16 protein-coding genes and 2 tRNA genes are annotated in these 25,730 nt (G+C 36.7%); 8 read left to right on the plus strand and 10 right to left on the minus strand.

What is annotated here, in order from left to right:
* On the plus strand, positions 1–956 hold a 956-nt coding region (locus tag MM239_RS17380), incomplete at its 5' end, for a reverse transcriptase domain-containing protein (protein ID WP_241349520.1).
* Between the two features lie 254 nt (positions 957–1,210).
* Here the strand turns inward: MM239_RS17380 and MM239_RS17385 are convergent.
* The 3 genes from MM239_RS17385 to MM239_RS17395 form a co-directional block, all read right to left on the minus strand.
* Positions 1,211–3,085: a CocE/NonD family hydrolase gene (locus tag MM239_RS17385; RefSeq protein ID WP_241349521.1), complete on the minus strand. Its 1,875-nt coding sequence runs from the start codon at positions 3,083–3,085 to the stop codon at positions 1,211–1,213.
* 267 nt (positions 3,086–3,352) lie between these two features.
* Positions 3,353–3,964 carry a hypothetical protein gene (locus tag MM239_RS17390; RefSeq protein WP_241349522.1) on the minus strand — a complete coding sequence of 204 codons (612 nt, stop codon included), beginning with the start codon at positions 3,962–3,964 and terminating at the stop codon, positions 3,353–3,355.
* Positions 3,965–4,259: 295 nt separating this feature from the next.
* Complete coding sequence (locus MM239_RS17395; RefSeq protein WP_241349523.1) at positions 4,260–4,961, minus strand: hypothetical protein; 702 nt, start codon at positions 4,959–4,961, stop codon at positions 4,260–4,262.
* A gap of 65 nt (positions 4,962–5,026) precedes the next feature.
* On the opposite strand from MM239_RS17395, the gene MM239_RS17400 reads away from it, so the two are divergent.
* Both MM239_RS17400 and MM239_RS17405 read left to right on the plus strand, forming a co-directional pair.
* On the plus strand, positions 5,027–5,551 hold the full coding sequence (locus MM239_RS17400; protein WP_241349524.1) for a HEAT repeat domain-containing protein: 525 nt from the start codon (positions 5,027–5,029) through the stop codon (positions 5,549–5,551).
* A gap of 109 nt (positions 5,552–5,660) precedes the next feature.
* A complete protein-coding gene (locus MM239_RS17405) occupies positions 5,661–6,287 on the plus strand; it encodes a hypothetical protein (protein WP_241349525.1) in 627 nt (208 codons plus the stop codon).
* A gap of 47 nt (positions 6,288–6,334) precedes the next feature.
* Here the strand turns inward: MM239_RS17405 and MM239_RS17410 are convergent, their stop codons facing one another.
* From MM239_RS17410 to MM239_RS17420, 4 genes are all read right to left on the minus strand, one after another.
* Positions 6,335–8,743: a hybrid sensor histidine kinase/response regulator gene (locus tag MM239_RS17410; protein ID WP_241349526.1), complete on the minus strand. Its 2,409-nt coding sequence runs from the start codon at positions 8,741–8,743 to the stop codon at positions 6,335–6,337.
* Positions 8,744–9,223: 480 nt separating this feature from the next.
* Complete coding sequence (locus tag MM239_RS21230; RefSeq protein ID WP_394801517.1) at positions 9,224–9,319, minus strand: GIY-YIG nuclease family protein; 96 nt, start codon at positions 9,317–9,319, stop codon at positions 9,224–9,226.
* 54 nt (positions 9,320–9,373) lie between these two features.
* Positions 9,374–9,447: transfer RNA gene (locus MM239_RS17415), tRNA-Asp, on the minus strand.
* 55 nt (positions 9,448–9,502) lie between these two features.
* A tRNA-Asp gene (locus MM239_RS17420) sits at positions 9,503–9,576 on the minus strand.
* A 349-nt stretch (positions 9,577–9,925) separates the two neighbouring features.
* Here MM239_RS17420 and MM239_RS17425 point away from each other — a divergent pair.
* Positions 9,926–10,165 carry a hypothetical protein gene (locus MM239_RS17425; RefSeq protein ID WP_241349527.1) on the plus strand — a complete coding sequence of 80 codons (240 nt, stop codon included), beginning with the start codon at positions 9,926–9,928 and terminating at the stop codon, positions 10,163–10,165.
* 119 nt (positions 10,166–10,284) lie between these two features.
* Here MM239_RS17425 and MM239_RS17430 read toward each other — a convergent pair whose 3' ends face one another.
* Positions 10,285–13,347 (minus strand): beta-L-arabinofuranosidase domain-containing protein, encoded by a 3,063-nt coding sequence (locus MM239_RS17430; RefSeq protein ID WP_241349528.1) that lies wholly within the window; start codon positions 13,345–13,347, stop codon positions 10,285–10,287.
* A gap of 291 nt (positions 13,348–13,638) precedes the next feature.
* Between MM239_RS17430 and MM239_RS17435 the strand changes: the two genes are divergently transcribed.
* Both MM239_RS17435 and MM239_RS17440 read left to right on the plus strand, forming a co-directional pair.
* Entirely contained in the window at positions 13,639–15,882 is a 2,244-nt protein-coding gene (locus tag MM239_RS17435) for a S9 family peptidase (protein WP_241349529.1), read from the plus strand.
* Positions 15,869–18,238 (plus strand): alpha-L-arabinofuranosidase C-terminal domain-containing protein, encoded by a 2,370-nt coding sequence (locus MM239_RS17440; RefSeq protein ID WP_241349530.1) that lies wholly within the window; start codon positions 15,869–15,871, stop codon positions 18,236–18,238. Before MM239_RS17435 ends, MM239_RS17440 begins: the two co-directional genes overlap by 14 nt.
* A 241-nt stretch (positions 18,239–18,479) precedes the next feature.
* Here the strand turns inward: MM239_RS17440 and MM239_RS17445 are convergent, their stop codons facing one another.
* A complete protein-coding gene (locus MM239_RS17445) occupies positions 18,480–20,279 on the minus strand; it encodes a DUF885 family protein (protein ID WP_241349531.1) in 1,800 nt (599 codons plus the stop codon).
* 234 nt (positions 20,280–20,513) lie between these two features.
* Between MM239_RS17445 and MM239_RS17450 the strand changes: the two genes are divergently transcribed.
* A complete protein-coding gene (locus MM239_RS17450) occupies positions 20,514–21,431 on the plus strand; it encodes a dihydrodipicolinate synthase family protein (protein ID WP_241349532.1) in 918 nt (305 codons plus the stop codon).
* Between the two features lie 75 nt (positions 21,432–21,506).
* Here MM239_RS17450 and MM239_RS17455 read toward each other — a convergent pair whose 3' ends face one another.
* Positions 21,507–22,385: an AraC family transcriptional regulator gene (locus MM239_RS17455; protein WP_241349533.1), complete on the minus strand. Its 879-nt coding sequence runs from the start codon at positions 22,383–22,385 to the stop codon at positions 21,507–21,509.
* A gap of 432 nt (positions 22,386–22,817) precedes the next feature.
* Between MM239_RS17455 and MM239_RS17460 the strand changes: the two genes are divergently transcribed.
* The gene (locus MM239_RS17460; RefSeq protein WP_241349534.1) at positions 22,818–25,544 is read left to right on the plus strand and encodes a DUF5695 domain-containing protein; all 2,727 of its coding nucleotides are present in this window, start codon (positions 22,818–22,820) and stop codon (positions 25,542–25,544) included.
* Positions 25,545–25,730: the final 186 nt, after the last annotated feature.

Here is a 25,730-nt window from a genome sequence, read left to right on the forward strand (position 1 = left end):
ACCATAGCTATGGGTTCAGACCAAGTGGCGGCGCCCATCAAGCACTCAAGAAGTGTAGAGATTACATCACGGGAGGATATAGCTATGCAGTTGACTTGGACTTGGAGAAGTTCTTCGACAAAGTAAACCATAGCAAACTGATAGAAGTACTCTCACGCACTATTAAAGACGGCCGGGTAGTATCCTTGATACACCAATACCTCAATGCCGGAGTGCAGGTAGGTGGTAACTTTGAACCTAGTGAAATGGGCGTTCCACAGGGTGGCCCACTGAGTCCGCTCTTGAGCAACATCATGCTTAATGAACTGGATAATGAGTTAGAGCGCAGAGGTCATAAGTTTGTCCGTTATGCAGATGACATGGTCATCTTGTGTAGGAGCAAGCGAAGTGCGGAGCGCGTAATGGGCTCTATTATCCGCTTCATAGAGGGTAAGTTGTTATTGAAAGTGAACAGAGACAAAAGCCAAGTTGCATACATATCCAAAGTCAAATTCCTTGGCTATTCTTTTTACAAGACGAAAGGAGAAGGAAGGCTACGGATACACCCCAAAAGTGTGTCCAAGATGAAAGCCAAGCTAAAGGAACTGACATCCCGTAGCAATGGCTGGGGCAATGACCGCAGGAAGGAGTCACTCCGCCAATACATCATTGGTTGGGTGAACTACTTCAAGTTGGCAGATATGCAAAGCCTTCTGCTAAAAGTAGATAAATGGTATAGGAGAAGAATCAGAATGGTGATCTGGAAACAGTGGAAACGAATTAAGACCAAACTGATAAATCTAGTCAAGCTTGGGGTCAATAAATCCAAAGCTTGGGAGTGGGCGAACACAAGAAAAGGATATTGGCACATTGCCAATAGTTTTATTCTTGCTACTACAATTACCTTACATAGACTTAGGCAGGCAGGGTATGTATTCTTGTCCGACTACTACCAAAAGGTTAAAATCAAAACTTAAAGAACCGCCGTATACCGAACGGTACGTACGGTGGTGTGAGAGGACAGATAGGGAAGTAATCCCTATCTTCCTCGATTTTTCGTCAGTCTCTTAAATATGATCAATATTGATCACAAAGATTAAAACTCAACTAAAAATCATACTCATGAATATCAGGACTCAATGTGAAGTGAGAATATCCATGAGTAGAGAGGCTATTTAGCTTGAGGGATTTAAATTGTCTAAAGCAAGTTTTGAAATAATTCTTTCCAAAATTACTTCCGAACTATAGGCAATGAGATATAGCTAGGGAATTTACTAGAATGATGTATCTTGTTTGTAGCGATCTTGCCTTCAGTTTCATCGTAAGTATTTCCCCCAGTATTCATATTCCTATCAAATCTAGGGAAATTGGAAGATGAAACTTCAATTCTGATGCTATGCCCTTTCTCAAAATAGTTGGAAGTGGACATGGGAGTAAGGTTGACTTCGTAGACTTTTCCTTCTTCCATGAAAACCTCTTTTTCATAACCTTCTCTATACCTTACACGCTGAATTGTCTCATCCAAATTGTAAGCTCTGCCATCTGGATATACATCGATCAGCTTTATGGTCAAGTCGGTATCTTTTACATCGGAAGATAAGTATAGTTTTGATTCGATAAATCCACTTACTTCAACTCCTTCAGTCAAAGGTTCAGTCGTATAGACTAAAATATCTTCTCTTAATTCCATTTCTTGTTGATCCCAAGAACCTCCTTGTATGGCATTGCCAGTGCAGCAAACATTACCTCCGTAGGATGTCACAGGATCCATCGGGTCATATGTGAATGTATCTGGGTTGTCCTTGCTTGGTTTTTTCTTTGTCAAAGTTCCATTTCCCAATCTACTATTAGCTTGTCCTTTGCTATCCAAATAGTAAGTTGTCATTTTGGCTTCTTTAGGTGGCCATGTATCTGAAGATTGCCATTCGTTGGAACCCATAGTGAAATACTGAACCTTAGGCATATCTTTTTTGACTTGGTTATCATCTTGCTTCAACCAAAAGTCAAACCATGCGTAAGTCAGCTCATTATAATTCAATCTAGCATCTCCTACGGATCTTTCTCCTACAATCGTGTCATCAGTGGCTCTGGTAAATGCACAATGAAGGGTAGGAGCTATGATCAGGTATTGGTTGTCTTTAATATTTTGGTCCTTAGCATTTTTAATGATGTGATTATACATCGCCAAGTTGGGACTACTAGCAACATCATACCATGATACAAACCAAAATCCTGGTTTTTCAAAAGGCATGTCATCATGAAACAATCCACCTTCAAACCATTTTGGATCATTGGGTTTTCTGGTGATCATCTCTTCATAGATACCTTTTGGACCATTCACATTTTGTATAATATCTTGAATAGGTAGGTGATTCAATCCCTCCTTCCAATCTACTCTGGGGTATCTTGGTGCCATATCGTAGAACTTTTGAAGCCTTTGAAGATCTTCTTGTGCTATTCCTTCAGGAAACTTTGGAGCCATAGGATCATGTTGAGTACTGTATAGCCATGTAGTAAATAGCATCTGACCTGCACCACCTCTATACCAATTGCCTTGTTCAAAATATGCTCCAATTCTGCCTACACCAGCACCATAACCTTGTGGAATCAAGGCAGTATGTGCAGGATGATCCATAGCTGCAACAGCCATTTGCCATTCAGCTGTCGAAGAGCAACCAATAGTTCCAATCTTTCCATTGCTCCATGGTTGAGAAGACATCCATTCCATAGCATCATATCCATCAGTCAATGGTGTGCCCAAAATGTCCCACTCTCCTTCGGAGAAAAATCTACCTCTTTCATTTTGTACAACATAGGCATATCCTTTTTCTACTGCCTCGAGCGCCGATTGCATGGTTCGTGTGACCAATTCGCCATCCCGATACGAATTGAAATTGTAAGGGGTCCTAGAAAATATAATTGGAACAGGTTGATCGCCTTTTGGTCTATAAATGTCTGTAGATAACCGGACGCCATCTCGCATCGGCATCATTACCTTTTGATCGATTACAGCGATCTCATCCAGTTTTTCTAAGATTGACTTTTCTTGGGCTGATAAAATGCCCGTGGAAAAGGCAAAAATCAATATTAGGTAGATTTTTTTCATAATATGGAATTGAAGGGGAATAAGGATTAATATTAGATTTAATGAGAATTATTAAATCGATATTATTATCTATTTAACTTGATTATTGATGTTGCAATAGGATTCATCATGCTCTACCGGATGACATTGTATGTAAATCTTGAGAAGTAAAGGCTCAAACTTTTTAGTCAATCAAATCTTTTTTATTGAATAAAATGACTGTAATCAGAGCTTTCTTAAAAGTAATAATAAAAATCTTCCTTTTACATAGAATTTTTTAAGCGGAGTTTAATTTCTTCCAAACCGCTCTTTTATACCTTCAAAAAATGGCGTTCTATGCTTTTTACGCTTAGCTCGTGCCCTTTGACGTTTCCTTTTGTTTTGTGTTTTACTTTTTACCAAGACTGTTCTAGCAGATATTCCTACTTGACCTCTAAAAAACTCTTGTCTACCTGACATGTTGAAATTTGGCTTATAGTCTAAGGAAATAGTAGTATTCAACAGGGTCATTTCCACACCTCCTATCAAATCTATACCATTGGTTACATTTCCATAAGTTGTGATGATTTCCATGGTGGCTGGATTTTTAACTTGACTTTCTTCCCAACCAAAAGAATAACCCAGTCCATAATAATAATTAAATCTTTTTGATATAATAGGCTTGTGTTGCTCCAAAAGGAGATGCATTGTAGTATTTCGACTAAAATCTGACTGAACTATACCTTCCAAAGTCACGTGCTTGAAGATTCGTTGTTGGGCCGTTAGGCCGACAGTTCTGCTATAATTATTTGATCCTAAACGTAAGCCCGCAGCCGTTCCATATCTCTGTGCTTGCAATGGTAAAGCTGAGATAATAGTGAAGCCCAAAATGAAAAGTGAGGTAATGAATATGTTTTTCAAAATGCGTATTAGTTAATTTGCTTTAATTCAATACAATTCTAAGCTCAAAATAAAGGTGGGTTTTAAATGCCAAATTTATAAATAATAAATTATGCAAACCTTGCTTTTGGGAAAATTAAATTTCTTTTACAGTACAAAAGCATAATGCTTCTTTTATTTAGTTTCTATTCGAATCTTTTTACTTATTGATTCATTCACAATAAAAACCTGTTTGAGTTATGGGTTTTAAGGTTAACCTTCTTGATAATGAAAATTTTGTACGACAATTATTTACAATTTCTATTCCAAAAAGGCATTACCAATCATCTTGATCATCTTTACTTTCAGTTGCGCTATCATTGGTGAATTGATCTAGAAAAATTTTCCCTTGAGGAGAAAACTTGATTTCGCCTTGCTTTAAAAAATCATTGGTAGCAATCAAAGCTTCATAGGTGGGATTTTGAATATGTTTTGGGATTTTAAATATCCGTTGATCTTGTTTGTCAAAGGGTAATGATAACTTTGTTCCGTAGAAGTAGGGGATAAGTGTTTCCGAGCAACTAATACCTATTTTGTCAATTCTAAATGCTTCAAAATGTTCATTGATTCTTCCTGAAATGTCTTCAAAGAAATCCAAGGTTTCCTGGAGCCTTACCCTAGAACCAGCTCTTGACTTACCCTTGGTTTTCAAATGTTTAATTTGACTTTTTCCTTGTTTTTTTCTTACCATATATGCCCGAAATACCTTATGTTTTTGATTTTCAAAATTTTCAAAAAATCCTACTGTCGCAATTCCAGATCTTATCATCACCAAGATATAATTCAAATAATCACAATCTACTATTTGATTTGTAGGCATATCAAAGGTTAATGAAAGCGGGAGTCTTAGAGCAATGGCCTTCTCATTTTCAATAAAATAATTTACCTGAAGCTTGTTTGATTCGTATTCAAAATCTAAGTTTTTTATATCGTTTATTACTTTTTTTATGGACTGGATATCAGATATATATGATTTCATGTATGGTCGAATGTTTAGAGTAGTAGTATTGGTCTTATATTTGTAGATTACGAAAATAATCAGGCATGGATAATAAAACACAAAGTCTCTTCGAAAAAATGTGTGATAAGTCGGAGGAGGAAGCTTATGCATACGCAGACCAACTGGCTGAAATTGGTACAGAAGAAATTCTAGATCAATTGATTGAAATATTGAACGGAGATGATCTTGATAATTCCTATTTGGCAGCTAGATCACTTAGCAAGATTGAAAACAACCAGAGAGCTATCACCCCGCTATTAGAGCTCATTCATCATCACGAAAATAAACTTCGAAATGGTCAATATGTTCAAGCATTGGAAGGTTTTGACCTCAGTGAGCATTTCGTTGATCTCTTAAGGATTTATTTGTTTTCAAACTTTAAGTCATCCACGCTAGCTAAGTATTATTTAGATTATGTGGAATTTGACCTCAGCCCTCGAACATTGAAAAAAGCCGAGAAGCATTGGGCTCATTATGAAAACAATGTAGACAAAGAAAGTGACGATTACATGATAAAAAAAGAAGAGGTACTTACAATGTTTGAAGAAATTAGGGCTTTGTTTGAATAGTATCTTATGTGGGTAATTTGATTTCGGTAAGTTTAATACTTACTGCAATCAGCATTCTTTTATCCATTAGCTTGCATAGTAAGCGTATAGATTCCTTAACATTAAATCCATGATTTCTTCCATCCAAATGAATATTAACAAATTAGATTTTCTATTACATCATGGATTCACTTTGGATCCAGAGAATTTAAATTATGTAAAGACTATGCCTGTTGGAAGGCAAATTGTATTTTTGAATTTTATTCAAAATGCTAATGCAGATTATTTGGAGTGTCTTATTGGAATTAGGATTAGGGAAGTTGAAGAAATTGTTAATTTATTCTTACCTTCTCTTGGCGATTTTAGCGAGAGAAGTACTACGGCGGTAATTTCCTTGAATGAATTGAATAGAAGTTTGCCTCGAAGATTTTTTATTCATGATAATGATGATATTAAGTTAGCTTTAGCTGAATATGAAAAAGTGATCAAAACAGTTGGTCTTGAATGGTTTGAAAAGTTTTCGCAACCATCTAATATGGAGATGCTGTTTAATCAGAATCCAGATCAGGAGTTTACAACTCAAAACTTTACATATAGGTCTTCAAGAGCAATGATTTTATCAAAATTATATAATCCAGAGTCCTATGAAGTCAATAAGAATCATTACTTGAACAAGTTGGATGAAATGATGCTTACACCTTTCATTTTAGCTAGCTTTCTAAATCTTCTGGATTATTTGGAGACGACAATTAGATGATTTATTGTTTTTACAGCTTGTGAATTCTATCAGGCTAACAATCAAAGCTAGTCTTTATAAAATTCTGGTAAATTAATATTAACAAGGTCTAGGCAACTTTTGATTTTGGAGAATAACTCATCTCGATCCACAGGTTTGGTCAAATATTCATCCATACCGACTTCGTAGGCTTTATTTTTAGCTTTGTCAGTAGCATCAGCAGTTACCGCAATAATTGGTATATTTGTATACTTTTCTCCAGCGTCCCCTTTTCTAATAGCTTGAGTGGCTTCATAACCATCCATTTCGGGCATTTGCAAGTCCATAAGAATAAGGTCAAACTTCCCGACTTTGAGAAGCTCAAGCGCATGTAAACCATGGTTAGCAATCTGGAATGAAATTTCTGGTGTTTTACGGAGCAAAGATTTCATCACAAGTTGATTTACATGATTATCCTCTACTACAAGGATATTTTTACCTTGAAGGTAATTGTGATTGTTTTGTAAAGAATTATCGGAAACTGAAACTTCCTCAGGAATTTCGAAGATAATCGAAACTTTAACTTTTGTACCAATATTTTGCTCGCTTTCAATAGATACTTGCCCATTATATAATTTTACGAGTGCTTTTACAATACCTAAACCAAGTCCAAATCCGCCAAATTTTCGTTTGTCATCTATTCTTTCTTGAATAAATGATTCAAAAATTCTATCTAGTTTTGCATTATTAATTCCTATTCCTGTGTCTTTTATAATGAGACCAAAATGAAATTTGTTATCTATTATTTGTGAGTCTATTCTTAATAAAATGTATCCTTGATTAGTGAATTTAACGGCATTATTGAGCAGGTTAAGTAAGATTTGTCTAATTCTAGCCTTATCGCCTATAATGAACCTTGGAAGCTGATTGATCTCCTCATATACAAATCTTAAGTTTTTATTTTTTGTCTGATTTTCTATGATCGTTCTCACTTCACGGATCAGCGCTGATATATCGATTTTCTTATGTTCAAGTCGAAGCTCGTTTCGTTCGATTTTTGAATAATCAAGTATATCATCAATTGCCGAAAGGAGGCCTAGTGAAGAGTACCTAATTACTTTTAGATCATTTTTAATATTAACACTATTAGTAGACTCTTCAATAGACTTGGTTAAACCTATCACTGCATTAAGAGGTGTTCGTAATTCATGGCTAATATTAGAAAGAAAGAATGATTTGATTTCATTTGACTCTATGGACTGTTCTAGAGCCCTATCTTGTATTTTTTCTTTTTCAGATTTCAGTATTTTAATGCGGTTTGCCATTGACAATGATAGAAATATTATTTCTAGTCCAGTTCCAAATTTGGATGCATTTTCAGTGAAGAACGAATTTGATATTAAACTAAAGTTGTTTAATATAAATATGAAAAATCCTACGAAAAAGAAAAATATACCTAGTGTGAAGAATATGTCATTTTGAGAATTTTTAAAATAACTTGTGATAACAGTAGTTACTATAAGTAATAGCAAAATTATACCAAAGAGATTTACCAATGGATAATACAGGTGAAATAATGATTCGAAAAAGCAGATGCATAAGATCAAAGTAATTACCAAAATATGTAAATAATTGAATGCCGTATTGATCCAATTACTGAAGTTTTTTACTTTGGTATATACTTGAATATATCTGCCAAAAGCTAAGGTAGAAAATGCTGCTCCAAGGAGTACAGCATGTCTTGAAAGCCAGCCTGCTTCAGGTGTTATAAATTGGAAGAAGTAGCCATCTAATGAAAGATGAAGTAAAACTACTGATAACACATAAAATGAATACAATAGAAAACTTTTTTCTCTAATACCGAAGTAAAAGAATGCATAGATGGTTCCTGCCAAAACAAGTACTCCATAAAAAATCCCAAAGATAAATTGCTCCAAGTATGAACTTTTAATTAATGAAACTGAGCTGTGTATATTCAAAGGAAGGTTTATAACCTCTCCATCACTTTGGTATTGTATATAGAAGTTGTACACGCTATTAGCCTCTAATGAAAATGGGAAAATCATTTTACGGTGATTAAAAGCTTTTTTGGAAAATGGTTCTAAATCACCATTTTTCTGTGATTTAATTTCACCTAATTCATTGATTTGATGAAACTCAATCAAGTCTGTAATTGGCCGACCAGTCTCAAAATATAAATTTAATTCCTTTTCACTTTCATTTTTTAAACTGAACTTCAACCAATGATTTTCTTTAGTAAACCCTAAGTTTGTGTTTGGTCCATCTACTTCAATATAATCTTGATATTGTTCAATGTTTAAAAAATCAGAAATTTCATAATTTTTAGATCCAACAATAGTATATGAAGAGTTTTTATAGATTGAAATAGGATTTTCAAAATGATCATCATTGAGTATAAATTGAGCTCTTAGTTTTTGTGAGTACAAAAATGTTAATGAAACTAACATAAATACTCTTAGTAATAGACATGTTTTCATGTATGGATGTTAGGGTGACTATTATAATTAAACTACGAAAAATACTTTACTCTAGGTGATGGCTATTATCAAAATCAAATTCATAAAGTAATTAGGAAATAGTTTGAATATTTGATTTAATACAATAATTATATAAATAATCACATCACAAAAACTCAATTGTTTTTGTGATGTAGTTTGAAAAGTAATTATCGTAATGATACATGATATTTTTTTGGAATAAGCTTCTTGAATTATAAGAGACAAAAACACCATGATTACTCTATGGAATAGCTTATTCCGGACCGAGAGACGGGACTCGAACCTGCGACCTTCCCGAACGTCGGGACATGCATTCTAACCAGCAGAACTTTTCTTGATGAGCAGATCGATATTATTTTTACTTTTTTGAGACTTAAAAAACCTTTCCTTTTTGATTGCATCAGACTTTGATGTATAAGTCTCATAATAAATCAAACTCCGAGTTTGCTTTCTGGATGTTTATCCTTTGTTTGCAGAGTTATGCTTTTTGATACGATTAACAATATTTCCCGTATAGCCAATATAGTAGCCACCATCTGTAGCTGATTTTAATATGTAAACGAAAAATTCCTAAATAAAAAAAAATCTCAAGCTTAGCTTGAGACTTTGCGGAATGGACGGGACTCGAACCCGCGACCTCCTGCGTGACAGGCAGGCATTCTAACCAGCTGAACTACCACTCCAATAATTTTGAGTTTAATAACTTGCTTATTTGCAACTCAAGAACAAATAAAACTGCGGAATGGACGGGACTCGAACCCGCGACCTCCTGCGTGACAGGCAGGCATTCTAACCAGCTGAACTACCACTCCTTTTTTATGTTTTTCAACTCTTCTCGTTTGAAGTGATGCAAAGGTAGTATTTTGATAGATTAACGCAAAGCTTGAAACAAAAAAAATATCCAGGTATTGTATATCAATCTTAAATTCAATAGAATAATTTTTATTTTTTGCATTTTGAAGACAGTTATTATTTGAATTTTCCATTTTTATAGGACTGCTATATGGATTTATTAATTGAAAAAACAACAATTTTAAAAATAGATTTATTTTTAAACCCAATCGGATCAAATATTGTGGTCAACAAGCGTAAACCTTAAATATTGAAAACTTCATTGATTATTAGGATAAGGTATAATTTAGAAATAAGCCAATTACTGTTATGAAAAAAATAATGTCCCTCACTACAAGTTTTATTTTCTATTTATGTTTTGCTTCTTTAAACGTATTTGCGCAAAATCAACCAGATATTCCCAAGCCAAGGGGACCTATTGATTTCTCTCAAACTAGTAATATTGTGATTTTTATAATTATTCCTACAATTATAATTATTGCATTTATAATATTCAGAGGTAGAATAAAGAAAATAAAGGGTGAAAATGAAGAAAGTAGGAAAGATTAAGCCTAATATTTGTTAGATTATTGCATATGTTTTCTATGCTATAGCCTTAAAGGTAATTAGAATATATTTTATTAGTATTTGACTTAACCAATTCCTAGGTATTTGATGTTTGAAGAATATTACTTCAAATTAAAGTCAAGGTATACAGAGTGCCTCTCATAAGAATCATAAAATGGTTTGAATAACACCCCATCAATAACAAATTCAAGAGGATTTCCATTGGTTTCTATGTTGCTACTGATGTCACTGGCATCCAAAGACAATTTTCTCCAATCTGTTCTAGCCTCCGGCTCTTGAGCAGCAAGTAATATCGGGCCATAGAATAAACTTGCGATGTTTTGCTGATCCATCACTGGGTCCAGGTGGAACTGAAAAGGCATTTCAAGCTTGATAGTGTCACCTGTTTTCCATTTTCTGCTGATGGTCAAGTAAGTGCCAGGTTTGCTTTCTAGTTTTTGAAGTTTGCCATTTATCGATACTTTAAATCCTTTTGTAGCCCAAGAAGGAACTCGGATTTTGATATCCAGTTTGCCATTTCCTTTCACCGTAAGCAAGGTTTGATCTTCTTTGGGAAAGGAAGTGGATTGTTCTATGCTGAAGTTTTGCTCAGTCCAATCCAAAGTTGAAGCGACGAACAAGTTGATATAAAGTTCTTTATTGTCTATGCTTTTAAAGTAGATGGCATTTTGAAGCTTGGTACTGCTCTCTATTGCTGTGCCATTGCAACAGGTGAACCCGGTCATTCGTGGATTGCCAAAATGCTTGATTGAGGCTGGTCTGAGTGGGACATGATAGGTATTACCAGGATTATCTTTGGCCACTGATGCTAGTATATGATTGTAAAGTCCACGTTCATAGTAGTCCATAAGCTCTGCCCGCTGATCAAACAAGAAAAGTTCATTGGTCAACTTCAGCATGTTATAGGTAGCGCAGGTTTCATTTTGCCCTCCTGTCGAAAACCCATTTTCAAATAAAGTAGATGGTTCTGCAATAAAGCATTCTGCATTTGCTGGATTTCTAGCACCTGCTACCCCACCAATGGAATACATGTAATCATTGACGGCTTTATACCAAAAATTATCTGCTATTTGGAAGTACTCGGGTTCACTCGAAGCCCTATACATCTCTATACTACCGACAATTTGAGGAATATGCTGATTGGCATGAAGACTTCGAAAGGTATCTACATTTTTTGCTAAACCATGGGAATGCTGTTCATCTCCAAAAAACATGCGGACATTGTCAAATAATTTGGCAGTCATCATGTAGTTTTCGTTAGCTGTAATGCGATATAGCTTTGCCATTGATTCATTCATGCCACCATATTCTCCTGCAATATAGGTACTCCACATATTGACCAAAGTCTCATTAGGAATTTGACTCAGCCGTGTATAAACCCAGTCACTCATGCCTATGGCAACATCCAAGGCTTTTTTGTTTCCAGTCACTTCATAGATATCTATTAAGCCAGCAAGGATTTTATGTAAGGTATAATACGGAGCCCACACTTGATGCTGTTGTCCTCCATAATTTGCGCCTTGCTCTAGCATGATGAATTGGTCAGGTGGGTAGGCACTTATATATCCTTTTCCCCAGTTCCAAAAGTCAGTTCTAATACCCTCCTGGCTTAGGTCTGAATCAAACTTTGATTTACCTGGTCCATAGGGGATAGCCGTTGGGTCTGACTCAAAAGTTGGATGATCTGGGTGTTTGTTTCCCGAAAGTTGGGCGAGGTCATAGAGCGTGTTGACCATATAATCCATTTTTCTAAAAAATATCGCTTGTAACTCTTTGTCATAACTGGAACCAGCGTAGGCTTGAGCTATGGCCGTCAAATAGTGTCCTGTGGCATGGCCTCTTAACTTGGTCTCTTGGCTATCCCAAACACCAAGAGGCTTGGCAGTACTTGGTTGGGGTTGACCAAAGGCATTTCTGAACATGTATAGAAATGAATCGGGGTCAGTTTCAGCTAGGGTTGTGATAAACTTATCCCTGTTTTCTATGAATTTGGTTTCTGTACCGTCTTTGTCGGTTTGAAGTGTAACCTGATTTAATGCAAAAGACGTTAATCTTCTGATTGGATTAGAGATATCTTTGGGTTCTTTTACGACAACTTTTGCTATTGGAGCAAATGAAGTCCCTGGTACTTTTCCTGTAATGGTATATGTACCTACCTGAAGCACCGCATTGTTGTCTCTGTCCGCAGGCCAAATGACTTTTACTTTAGGTCCATTCAACTGTCCTTTATACTTTCCTTCTATCATACTAGGAAGTCTTGGAAGGTTGCCAATGCTTGTCTCTACTTCGATGTCAGGGACTTCTATCAAATACTCATTGTAAAGTTGAGGGTGTGATGCAGGGAAGGTAGGTAATTCATCAATTTTTTTAGCAATTCTTGTTCCTTCTTGGCTAGTTCCTTTTGCAGCATTTTCGAATATGGAGTTGACTTGATTTTCACTGAGGGCTATCCTGTAAAACCTAAAGTCATGAAGCAAGGCATTCAAATTAGGCAGTGCAGGATCGAATGATTTTCCAATGTTGAGTAAGTTTTTTTCATTGTCATCTTGATCGAATATTTGATCAAGCTCTATGCTCAATTCCTTTGATTCTCCTGCAAGTTTATTGTTGATGTAAATAGCGTAGCTCTTTGCCGGAATATTGATTACGATGGCAATATGTGACCATTTGTTGATTGGTAAACCGATTGCTTTTACTTGAGTTTGCTTTTCTTCTGACTGCAATGAAGCATGGAAAACTCCATCTTCCATGAGCCCAAGCGGACTCACAGCAAGTTTGTTTTTCGGATTTTTCCCAAATTCAAATAAGGTTTGACCTGCTTGCTTTGATCGAGGATAGATCCAGGTAGAAATACTCATAGACTCCATGTCTGCGATGGCATCGCTGGGAATGGTGAGGTAATCATTTGTAACCCCCGATAACGCTAAGACCTCCCCGAATTTTTCATCCTCTTCATACTTGATGCTTGAGCCTTGAAAATTAAGGTGAAAATTGTTCCTTGACCAATCTCGAATATTTCCTTTAAAAGTATACCTTGCTATCAAGGCTGTTTCACCTATCCCATCTAAGATTTGATCTCCATCTTGTGCATGAGCATGGTTCGTCATGCCAAAACTCAGCCATATAATTAAAAGTAATGTTAAGTTCTTGAATATAGACTTCATGGTTATTGTTTTTCCTTTAAGATAATATAACATGTTCAGGGCTTTTTTAGCGAGTTCAGCGTGATGATTTAAAGTTAAATTTAAGTGTTGAGTAATCGAATTGCTCAATCAGTAATCTTATCACTGGAAGACTACATGAGCTAAATTAATGAACCTACTGATTGGTATTGTTATCCATATTTTAAATTGGTTAAAATAGTATTAGACCTAGGTATAATGAGAGAAAGTATACTATTTCAAATAGCCTAATTTTGTTTGATCTCAGTTTAAATCGCGAAAAAACGAAAATATATGATACAGATTAAAAGACTTTTGTCTATTACTTTCTTGTCCCTCCTTCTGGTGCCCATAGGAAGCCAAGCACAAGGAACACTGGCAGATTACAAAAGAGCAGCTGAATTTAAAGAGAATATTAAGGATAAAGTTTATCATTCTCCAACACAGATCCAATGGCACAAAAAGGATATACTTACTTATGCAGTTCAGACTGCCAATGGCAAACTCTACATGAAGTATCGTGTCAAAGATGCAGCAAAGGAATCTCTTTTTGATACAGATCAATTGGCCAAAGCCCTCTCTGAGAAGTTGGATAAAGAAGTAGACCCTAAGACCTTGTATATTTCAGCGCTTGACTTGAAAGAAGATGTGCTGACTTTCAGGCATGAGCAAATTATCTGGGAAATGGAAGGAAATACTGGTGCGTTGAAAAAAGTCAAAGAAGTAGACAACAGCTCGCAATATTGGGGAACTAGAGACAATGAGTCTGTAAAAAGGGTGATACTGTCTCCTGATAAAAAGCAAGAAGCTTTTATCCAAGATCAAAATGTATTTTTAAAGGATGTTGCTACTGGGAAACAGCAGCAACTGACGCATGATGGGAGACCAGGGGAATACTACTCATCAAGTATTCAATGGTCTCCTGACAGTAAAAAATTAGCCTTGTTCAAATTCAGGCCTAGTGAGGTCAGGAAATTGACCTTGATTGCATCAGCACCAGATGATCAATTTCAACCGAAGGTTTTTGAAAGAGATTACCTTAAGCCAGGTGATGCCTTGCCAATCAGGACACCTATGATCATAGATATTGCTCGTGATAAAGTTTTTCAAGCTGATTTGAAACAAATGTATGCTCAATACGCACTTTCTAGACTGTCTTGGAATGAAGAAAGTTCTGCAGTGACTTGGGAATACAATGAAAGAGGTCATCAGCGCTATTCTGTCTTTGAGATGAATGCACTTGATGGAAAGCAGCGTGCATTGATTGATGAAACAAGCGAAACATTTATAGATTATAGCGGGAAGTATTATAGGAAAGACCTCAAATCAAAAAAGCAGATTATCTGGTCCTCTGAACGTGATGGCTGGAGACACTTATACTTATATGATATGAGGGATGGGGAACTTTTAAGGCAGCTAACCAAAGGAGAATGGGTTGTAAGGGATGTGATTCATGTAGATGAAGAGAAAGAATTGATTTATTTTACTGCAAGCGGAAAGAATCAAGGAGAAGATCCTTATCACCTGCATTTTTACAGCATAGGCTTGGATGGGAAGAATCTTAAGGTGCTTACCAGTGAAAATGCCAATCATGAAATCACTTTCAAAGAGGGAAGTGAATACTTTGTAGATAAATATGCCAGACAAGACTTGCCTCCAGTGACGGTGGTCAGGTCAGTGGAAAATGGAAAAGTTGTAGCATCGTTAGAAAAGGCTGATATCCGTGAGCTTGAAAAAGCTGGTTGGGAAGCACCAGAGATTTTCTCTGCAAAAGGGAGAGATGGACAAACTGATATATGGGGAGTGATCATCAAACCCCTTGATTTTGATCAAAATAAGAAGTACCCTGTGATTGAGTACATCTATGCCGGACCACACAGTGCACATGTGCCCAAATCATTTAATCCTAATTACTATGCACTCAATGAGCTTGCTAGTCTTGGATTTATCGTCGTGCAGATTGATGGTATGGGTACGTCTAACCGATCTAAGAAATTTCATGATGTGGCGTGGAAAAACTTGAAAGATGCTGGTTTTCCTGATAGGATATTATGGATGCAGGCAGCCGCAGCAGAAAGTCCGTACATGGATTTGGAAAAGGTAGGGATATTTGGTACTTCAGCAGGAGGTCAAAATTCCACTGGTGCTTTACTTTTTCATCCTGAATTCTATAAGGTGGGGGTTTCCTCTTGTGGCTGTCATGATAATAGGATGGATAAGATATGGTGGAATGAGCAATGGATGGGGTATCCGATTGGAGATCATTATGAAGATTGTTCCAATGTTACCCACGCCAAAAACCTTCAAGGAAAACTACTCTTACTTGTTGGGGAAATTGATGATAATGTAGATCCTGCGTCTACTCATCAGCTCGTTGATGAACTTGTCAAACACAACAAGCCCTTTGAGTTTATGATGTTTCCAGGAATGGGGCATAGCTCTGGAGGACTTTATGGTGAAAGACTGAGGAGAGATTTTTTTGTAAAGCATTTATTAAATGTAACACCTCCAAATTGGGATGAATATGAATTTAAGTAGAAAAGAGTTGGATAGCATAGTCATGCGCTGCTTTAGTCTTTTGGCTGCGTTTTTAAGCTTTATACTTGGCTTTGCTTGTAATGAAGTCTCATCACCGTTAGTAATAGACCTTTCACCTGTACTGAATGCTACTTCAGACAGCCTAAACGGTTGGGAAACTGAATATTGGAGCCCCCAAGAGAATTATAGAGTGAAGTTTGATGAAACATCATCTAAAGGGGTTTTGATGATAGAAGCTGATACCTTTGGGATTTCTAGATGGTATAGAAAAGTTCAATTAAGTCCCTATAGTACCTACAAAGTATCGGGAGCTTACCAATTGATGGGTGTAGAGGGACAAGATGAGAAAGCAGGAGCAGGAATTCGACTTGGTCAGATGAAGATGAAATTGGATACCGTACTGCGAGGAGATTCTGATTGGATTTCATTTGAAGAAGTCTTTGAAACAGGAGGATATGATAGCTTTTTGATGGAGTTGGTCTTGGGGAAATCTGGCCCTGCCAAAGGCAAAGTCTTTCTCAAAGATGTTGTAGTGGAAGAAATAGGTCGAGAGGAACTTAAACCTTCCCTTTCCATTGATATACAAGCTCAACAGACACCTATGGAGCCTTACATATACGGACAGTTTATTGAGCACATGGGTAAGTGTATTTATGGTGGGATTTGGGCAGAGCTCTTGGTGGATAGAAAGTTTTATTATGCACCGGGAGTGAAAAAAAGTGCTTGGCAAGTAGTGGGCAATCAAGTAATACATGATGATGGCTATCAGTATGCTGGAAATCCGACACCGAAGATTAATGCCAAATTATATCAAGAACAAGGCATCCAACAAGGTGGTTTAAAGTATTTAGCCAAAAAATATTCAGGATACTTTTTGCTAAATATTGAAGGAGAAGTTGACCTTGATGTATACTGGTTTGATGAAAAATCAGCTAAACATAAGGTTGAGGTCAAAGAAGAAAATGAAACAGGAGGCTTAGTCAAAGTGTATTTTTCATTTGAGCCAAACAAGTCAGTAGAACAAGCAGGGATTGGTTTGGTTGCCTCGGGGACTGGTACAGTCCATGTATTAGCTTCCTCATTAATGCCTGATGATCATGTTGAAGGTTTTAGGGCGGATGTGTTGGCCTTGATGAAAACACTTGATTCTCCAATTTATCGCTGGCCTGGGGGGAATTTTGTTTCTGGATATGATTGGAAAGATGGGGTAGGAGATAGGGATAAGAGACCCACTCGGTATGAACGTGCATGGGATGGTTTAGAGACCAATGATGTTGGAATTCATGAATTTATGAATCTGTGTCACCTCTTGGGTACAGAGGCTAATATTGCAGTGAACACAGGACTTGGCTCAGCCGAAATGGCAGCTGAACAAGTGCAATATGTCAATGGTGGATCAAATACAATAATGGGGAAATGGAGAGCAGAAAATGGAAGAGAAGCACCTTATGGAGTAAAACTTTGGGCTGTGGGAAATGAGATGTTTGGAGATTGGCAACTGGGTCATATGCCCATAGAACAATACGTAGAAAAGCATAATGAAGTAGCCAAAGCAATGAGGGAAGTTGATCCTTCTATTGAGTTAATTGGTGTAGGTTTTCCTGGGCATTGGAATGATATGATGTATGCACATAGTTTGGAGTATATGGATTATATCAGCGAACATATTTATAAACAGGATTGGCACTCTGGAGGCCTCTTGACGCATGCAAGACAGTTAGCTGATGTGATTCGTGAGGTTGCCGCTGAGCACAGAAAAAGAAGCGAGGATTCTCAAACTCCTTTGCTTAGGATTGCTATGGATGAATGGAATTATTGGTACGGTCCTCATGTACATGGCTTGCTAGGAACAAGATATTTCTTAAGAGATGCTTTGGGAATAGCTTCAGGGCTACATGAATTCTCTAGACAGTCTGATATATACTATATGGCAAATTATGCCCAGACGGTGAATGTCATAGGGGCAATCAAAGCCACTCAAACAAGCAGCTGGATGGAGGCCACAGGTCATGTATTGGCCATGTACCGAAAGCACTTCAGGCCAATTCCATTGGCAATAGACGGCGACCACAAGCCACTTGACATAGCAGCATCTCTGACTGAGGATAAGAAGACTTTGAGTATAGCAGTGGTCAATGCAACCTACGAGGATTATGTTCTTCCTGTGGATTTGGGAGATAGCAAAGTGAACAGCCAAGGGGAAATGATCTTACTTTCTGCAAATGATGATATGGACTTCAATGATGAAAATGATCAAAAAATTGATGTCCGTGAACAGCAAGTCAATTGGGAAAAAAGAGGCTTTAACATTCCCAAAATGAGTGTAGTTATTTTTAAGTTTGATTTAAAGGAATAGGTGATGTTATGCGTGTACAAGTAATCAATTCATAAAAAGAGAAATAATAAACTAGCTATTACTTGATGCTGAATCCGCTCCATACGAACAAGTGACTAGTAGAAAACTTGTCTTGTTTTAGTGAAGTACTGTGAGCCGATAAAACCTATTTGAAAATGAAATCCCCCTATAGCTTAAACTGTAGGGGGATTATTTTTACTTATCTTTAAGTAGGTTTACCATTCATTTTGAATGGAAGCTCTTACCTGTGAGGAATATCTAAATCCTTCAAAAACTTCCAATTCGTCTTGTAGTTCTTATCGATAGCATTGTCCATTAATGCTATTCTCAGAATTTCAATGGGGATGCTATTGTTTTGTAAAATTTGGTCATGGAAGTCTTTTTCTGACATCGAACCATTGTCAACCAATTCTCCTTTAAGGGCATATAGTTGGAGTCCTCCGATCATATAGGCGATTTGATACAAAGGCCCATACCTTCCCTCAAATGACCTCCTTACTTCTGCTTCAGCATTCGCTCTTTCATGCCCAACTTTGTCTACTAGAAAGTCAATGGCTTGCTGAGGAGACATTTTCTCTAAGTGATAGTTGAGGCTAAAGATGATTCTTGCACACCTGTGCATTCTCCAAAAAAGCATTCCAACTTTATCTTCCGCTGATTTTGGAAAAGATTTGTCCCACAATGCAATTTCCCAGTACAGTGCCCACCCTTCTATCCAAAAAGGAGTTGAAAATAAGCTCCTATAGGGTCTGTGCCTTTGCGTCATATAGCCTTGAAGGTGATGACCTGGAATAAGCTCATGTTGAACAGTAGCACGAGAGAAGTGTGGGTTATTGCCTCTCATACTCATCATTTTTTCCTCATGACTCATCGTTGAAGTAGGATATGAAATTTGAATGGCTTCTCCTCCTAAAAAGAATGGGTTTATACGCTGTGCTTCTGGAGACATCATGGTCATTCTCCAGGTTTCTTTTGCCAAATCTGGAATTGTCAAGAGGTCTCTTTCTTCCAGAAAATCAATAGCTTCCTCTGCAAGGAAATGAATGTCTTGAGGCCAAGTTCCTGGTTCTACATAGGTGTTTTTTACAAACTCAATGGCAGCTTTCCAATCTTTGCCATAACCTAGCTCTTCTGAAGCTTTGAGCATTTCTTGCTCACACCAGGCAAATTGTTTTTCGGCTTCTTTGATAAGCTCTTCTGGAGTGTAAGGGATGAATTCAAAAGCCAGCTCCTTTTCCAAAGCAACCTTACCAATGGGTTTTCCGATGATTCCACTTCCGTCGTCTTTTACCAAAGTGTTTTGATAATGATCTTTGAGAAATGTAGCATAGGCAGTCATTGCTTGATCTAATTCTTCATATGGAGTTTTCATCCACCAAGTGAAAGAAGGATCATAGTCGTAATAGAATCCATAGGCTTCAGTGACGCTTCTTTGGAGACTTTTGATGATGTCACTTGCCAATTCAGCTTTTTGCCAGCTATTGAATGGATCACTTTTAGAGAGGCTTTCATGGAGTTTTTTGATTTCAGTTGTTGTGGCATTAAACTCACTTGCAAGCTTTTCAGCATTAGGTTTTGTTCCTTTTCTCCTAGCGATGTAGAACCTTTCAAGTTGAGAGGAAAATGGGGCGACATGTGCTACTTCCTTGAAGGTTTCAAAAGCTTGATTGTGGAAAAACTTATCCTTTTCTAGCTTGTTTTTAAAGATGAGATAATCAACTTGAGCATCTTTGTCCAATGCAGTAAAATCTATTCCACTTAGCTTTTTAAGCCATTGCTCATAGTGAAGATTTATCCTGTCAAAATACTCATAAGAGTTTCTGTTTGTATATTTTCTATGTAATGTCCCCACATCAGCAACATAGGAAGAAGCCTCTGAGTATAGTCCTTGAGCTATTCCAATATTTGAAGTTATGATTATAGTGAGAAATACTGCAATTGATTTTTTAAAAAAGTTGGATAGAAAAATCAAAAGCTGTGATTCTTCTGACCTGAAATGCGTATTCCAAAACGTAGTGATTTTAAGGAGCTGTTTTTTCATATTAATTTAAGTTGTTTAATACATTATTTGAAATTTTCGAAAGCGTAATTGTTTCTACTTTTTAGTATAAACAACTTGATAACCTTTGGCTTTCCTGATGTTTGATTGCTGAATCTAGTAAAATAATGTCAGTCAATTTTTGAAATGCCAATATTGTATAAGACTTGAATAATCTGGTGTAATTTAATTGCTGGATGTTGTCGTAATTTTGACCAGAATCAAAAAGAGATAATTATGAATTGGAATGGAGTATTACCGGCGGTGACTACAAAATTCGCCAAAGATGATAGCATAGACTATGACTTGTTCTTTGCCAATGTTGAAGAGCAGATAAAGGCAGGAGTATCTGGTATAATTTTAGGTGGTACACTTGGAGAGTCTAGTGTATTGGAAGATGAGGAGAAGATGGAGTTGACCAGAAAGACAATAGCCTATATCAATGGAAGGGTTCCTGTTGTGCTTAATATAGCTGAAGGAGCTACTAAGAAAGCCATTAGTTGTGCTAAAGCTGCAGAAGAAATGGGTGTAGATGCCTTGATGCTTTTGCCCCCTATGCGTTATACAACAGATCACAGGGAACTTGTGGCTTACTTTTCAGCAGTAGCAAGTAGTACTTCGCTTCCGATTATGATATATAATAACCCTGTAGATTATAAGACTTACGTTACCCTAGAAGTATTTGAAGAACTAATGCCCTATAAGAACATTCAAGCAGTAAAGGAATCTACAAGAGATGTTTCAAATGTGACTAGAATGATCAATAAGTTTGGGGATAGGTACAAAATTCTATGTGGGGTAGATACATTGACCATGGAAAGCCTTGTCATGGGGGCAGATGGACTAGTGGCCGGATTAGTTTGCGCATTTCCTAAAGAAACTGTAATCCTTTTTAGGTTAATCAAAGAAGGTCGTTTGGCAGAGGCTTTGAAAATTTACAGATGGTTTTTACCTCTTCTTGAGCTAGATATTCACCCGAAGCTTGTGCAATACATAAAATTAGCCGAGGAAATGGTAGGTATCGGTTCAGCTAAAGTGAGAGCTCCTAGGCTTGAGTTGGAAGGAGAAGAAAAAGAAAGCATTGTAAAACTAATACAAAATGGGATCGATAAAAGACCCGTATTGGATGATTTTGTGTTAGAGGAAGTAAATTGATAGTTTATAATTTTATTTCAAGTTCCGTTCGATTATTGAAAGGAAAAAAAGCAGCTCAGTTTCGAGCTGCTTTTCTTATGTTAGGTGTTTGAAATTTATGTTTTTACAATAAGCAGATGGTGTACAACCTGTGATGGTCTTAAATTGTCGGTTAAAATAAGAAATGTTGTAATATCCTGATTTGAAAGCGGCTTCTTTTACAGAGACGTCCTCTTCAACCAATTGCCTACAAGCATTCCCAATTCTAATTTCATTGAGAAATTGTGAAAAAGTTTTTCTGGTATGTTTCTTAAAATATCTGCAGAAAGCATTTACGCTTAGGTTTGCTATATCTGCAGCATCTGCTAAAGTGATATCTTTGGAGTAATTGTCAATGAGAAAATCAATAACTTTATTGATCTTTTCAGTATCACCTAGCTTCATTTCATTTTCGTAAGCTACATGACTCAGTGTGATCAAATCATCAGTTTTAGCCAGATAATCAAACATTTTAAAAAGGTAAATCAACCGTTCAAAACCATTCTTATGCGTGATTTTTTGAGAAGATTTCAATAGCTTTTCTTTGGCTCTTCCAGTCACCAATAAGCCATTTTTTGATTTTTCTAGCAACTTATTGATTGGATGAAGCTCTGATAAATCTTTAAATTTTTCTCCTAATGCCTCAGGAGAATATAATATCGATATGTTTTGTGACTGAAGCTGATTGGCAGAAGAGTAGTACTCTTGACTACTCCTGAAAAAGTGAGGTAAGTTTGCTCCTAAAATAAAGGAATCACCCGCATTGAAATTCCCAAAAGAATCACCAATGAAATATGTTCCTTTGCCTTGTAAGATCGTCATGATCTGATACTCCGAATGGAAATGTAAGTTGTCATAAAAATAGGGGTGACATTCTTTCAGCACTCTAACTGGTTCGTTGATGCTTTTTGGTATCTGGTAGAGCAATGGTTTCATATCTTAAGTGTTTTAGGGTTAATACTATACATATCAAGTGGTCTCAAGGATGTTTTGGTGTAATTGGGATTGTTTTTTCTGCTTTTCTTTTTAGGGTTAATTTTCTGGGTTTTTATTATTGATACTTAATAATAAGGATTTTAAGTGATTCATGCGTTGGTTAGATCAATATTGTATTATAATCTGATAATACAGTAAAAGTATATTTTGACATTATCACTGTTTGGCTATTGAAAAGTGTTTTTTTCATTTCTAAATTCGGCAGCGTAAAAGTTTTTAAAATCCATTTTACCATTAGGATAATATTGTGTTACGATTGGGTAATCTGCTATGAGAGATCAGAAGGTCTTTTATTTACATTTGCAGGGTAGCCATTTAAGCTTTGAAGCACGAAATCATTTCATTAAAAAGCTTAATTATTAATTGAAAAACATGAAGCATATTTCCCAGAAAATTAAGTTTATGTTGCTTTTTGCAATGGTTTTTAATTTTAATATAAAAACTGTTACGTCTCAAGAAATTTGGGATAGAATAAAAGCCCGTCCACAAACCATGGATGTCACTGAGCGAAGAAGTTTAGAAAACAGCCATTTTAAACTAGAGCTTTTGAAAAGTTCTCATATAGTGGCTAAAATGAACCCAACGATAGACGCGACATTTGACTTTGTTCCTTCTGAGCTTTTGGAAATCAGAAGCAGGGATAGTCTTTATCATTTGGGTGATGTGAACATCATGTATCGCTTTTCTGGTGATGCTGATTGGAAAGCATATTCATCAGCAAGAAAGCGTGAACCTGTAAAGCCAATGGAGGAGTTCAAAGGTAAATCTATCAGTGGTCTGGTAAGTTCACGATTAAAAGAAGCTGATAAATTATCCATTATCAGGGAGTGGTCGGTTGAAAAGGATGAATTGACTTTAACATTTGAATTTAAAAATGATTCAGAAAAGGCCATAGAGATTGGTTACTTAGGCATACCCATGATTTTTGATAATATTCTACATGGCAAAAACCTAGAGGAAGCTCACTTGGAAAAGGTTTTTTACGATCCTTATATAGGTGGAGATGCGGGGTACTTACAAGTTGTGAGGCTTCATGGCAAATCTCCAGTGCTTTTGGTTGTTCCAGACAAGAATGCTTCTTTCGAGGCGTACAGTCCACTTTTGGATGATAGGACACCTAGGAATATTACATTTGAAGGTTTTCATGACTGGGTAATTCATAGTAAAGCTAAAGCTGAGCATGAGTGGAAAGAAGCAGACCAATGGATCAAGCCTTCCTCAAAAGTGATTGAACCTGGTCAAAGCTACAAGAGTAGTCTTAAATTCATGATTGCAGATAATGTGCAGTCCATAGAATCTAAATTAATTGCCAAAGAAAGACCTGTGGCAATTGGATTACCTGGATATGTAATTGCAAAAGATGTAGCTGCTAGGCTTCAACTCAAAGCAGCTCAAAAAGTAAAGTCAATCAATGTGTTTCCAAAGGATGCCTTGTCAATTTCTAAATCAAACAAAAAGGATAAAAAGGGTTGGGATCGATATGATGTCAAAGGGTTGAAATGGGGTAGAGCAAGGGTTGAGGTTACTTATGATGATGGTAGTGTTCAAGTTTTGTCCTATAAAGTAATAGATTCTGAGTCTGAATTGATAGCTAAAATGGGTGCTTTCTATACCAACCAACAATGGTTCGAAGATGAAAAAGACCCTTTTGGAAGGCATCAATCTGTTATTTCTTACGATTATGAAAAAAAGGCCCAAGTTAAGCAAGATTCAAGGGCTTGGATACCAGGTCTTAGTGACGAAGCGGGAGCAGGTTCTTGGCTCGCAGCGATGATGAAGCAAGTGATAGATCCAAAGAAAGATGAAGTTGCCAAAATGAACACCTTTATGCATGAAGTACTTTGGGGTGGAATTCAGTATAATGAAGGTCCTAAGCAATATGGCGTAAAGAAAAGTGTGTTTTTCTATGAGCCAGATTCTATGCCAGAGGGAACTTACAGCTCGGATATCAACTATAACACTTGGGCTGCCTGGGACAAAAAGCATGCTGATGATCCTGGAAGGTCTTACAACTATCCACACGTAGCAGCGGCTCATTGGGTCATGTATAGGTTGTCAAGATACTATGAAGGTTTTGATCTTCAAGAACCGTGGGATTGGTATTTGACTCACGCTTATCATACCTCCGTGGCTATGGTGAAACTAGCGCCTCATTACGCACAATTTGGACAAATGGAAGGTACGATATTCTTGATGATCTTGGAGGACTTGAAGAGAGAAAGTATGAATGATTTTGCTACAGACCTTGAAAATATCATGAAGGCTAGGGCGGATGTTTGGGCTTCATTGGCTTATCCATTTGGAAGTGAAATGCCATGGGATTCTACTGGTCAGGAGGAGGTTTACATGTGGGCTAAGTATTTTGGGATGGAAGAAAAAGCAGATGTAACGCTAAACGCCATTCTTGCTTATATGCCTACAATTCCTCACTGGGGATATAATGGATCTGCTAGAAGGTATTGGGACTTTCTTTATGGAGGTAAAATCCAAAGAGTAGAGAGACAACTGCATCACTATGGATCTGCTTTGAATGCCATTCCTGTATTACATGAATATATTCAAAAGCCAGAAGACCTATATTTATTAAGAGTAGGATATGCAGGAATGATAGGAGGTATAGCGAATGTGACTGAAGATGGTTTTGGCCCATCAGCATTTCATTCATACCCAGAAACTTTGGAGATAGATGGATTGAGTGGAGATTATGGATCAGGATTCTTTGGATATGCTATTAATTCCAAATCAATTTTGAAGAACGATCCGATTTTTGGATGGATAGGATTTGGAGGAAATGTAACAGAAAAATCAAATAAAATTCAGATCGATCTGACTACAGCAGCTAAACAAAAGTTGTTTATTGCTCCAGAAGAATTGATGATCAGCTTAGCATCAGGAAAGATTCTAAATGCCGAGTATGATATAAAATCAAAGCGCTTGAAAATTAGGTTTGAAGCAAAAAGTGAGTTCAGCGATAAGGTTTATTTTCAGCTTGATCACCCAACAAAAAAGGATTGGGGAATTGATTTAAAGAAGCTGGATAATGGGATGTATATCTATCCATTATCTTCAAATAAAAATGAACTAGAACTTAGATTTTAATGATTTGTTTAATTTAGGGTATATTAGAATTAGGTTAAAAGCCACCAGGTTTCTGGTGGTTTTTTTATGTGTGCCGTGCATGGTAACTAACTAGGTGGTGAAAGTCCACTGTGGGGGTTTGTAATCGCCAACCACTAGCCAATAGCAAGGGTGTCCATTGTGAGATGGAATCTGAAGGAAGCTGGC

The sequence above is a fragment of the Belliella filtrata genome, assembly GCF_022549775.1.
Classification (GTDB): Bacteria; Bacteroidota; Bacteroidia; order Cytophagales; family Cyclobacteriaceae; genus Belliella; species Belliella filtrata.

Excerpts from the sequence above, each read along its gene's own strand:
- MM239_RS17385 (WP_241349521.1), bottom strand. The coding sequence starts at position 3,085 with ATGAAAAAAATCTACCTAATATTGATTTTTGCCTTTTCCACGGGCATT.
- MM239_RS17450 (WP_241349532.1), top strand. The coding sequence starts at position 20,514 with ATGAATTGGAATGGAGTATTACCGGCGGTGACTACAAAATTCGCCAAA.
- MM239_RS17405 (WP_241349525.1), top strand. The coding sequence starts at position 5,661 with ATGATTTCTTCCATCCAAATGAATATTAACAAATTAGATTTTCTATTA.
- MM239_RS17440 (WP_241349530.1), top strand. The coding sequence starts at position 15,869 with ATGAATTTAAGTAGAAAAGAGTTGGATAGCATAGTCATGCGCTGCTTT.
- MM239_RS17425 (WP_241349527.1), top strand. The coding sequence starts at position 9,926 with ATGAAAAAAATAATGTCCCTCACTACAAGTTTTATTTTCTATTTATGT.
- MM239_RS17445 (WP_241349531.1), bottom strand. The coding sequence starts at position 20,279 with ATGAAAAAACAGCTCCTTAAAATCACTACGTTTTGGAATACGCATTTC.
- MM239_RS17455 (WP_241349533.1), bottom strand. The coding sequence starts at position 22,385 with ATGAAACCATTGCTCTACCAGATACCAAAAAGCATCAACGAACCAGTT.
- MM239_RS17395 (WP_241349523.1), bottom strand. The coding sequence starts at position 4,961 with ATGAAATCATATATATCTGATATCCAGTCCATAAAAAAAGTAATAAAC.
- MM239_RS17430 (WP_241349528.1), bottom strand. The coding sequence starts at position 13,347 with ATGAAGTCTATATTCAAGAACTTAACATTACTTTTAATTATATGGCTG.
- MM239_RS17460 (WP_241349534.1), top strand. The coding sequence starts at position 22,818 with ATGAAGCATATTTCCCAGAAAATTAAGTTTATGTTGCTTTTTGCAATG.
- MM239_RS17410 (WP_241349526.1), bottom strand. The coding sequence starts at position 8,743 with ATGAAAACATGTCTATTACTAAGAGTATTTATGTTAGTTTCATTAACA.
- MM239_RS17435 (WP_241349529.1), top strand. The coding sequence starts at position 13,639 with ATGATACAGATTAAAAGACTTTTGTCTATTACTTTCTTGTCCCTCCTT.
- MM239_RS17400 (WP_241349524.1), top strand. The coding sequence starts at position 5,027 with ATGGATAATAAAACACAAAGTCTCTTCGAAAAAATGTGTGATAAGTCG.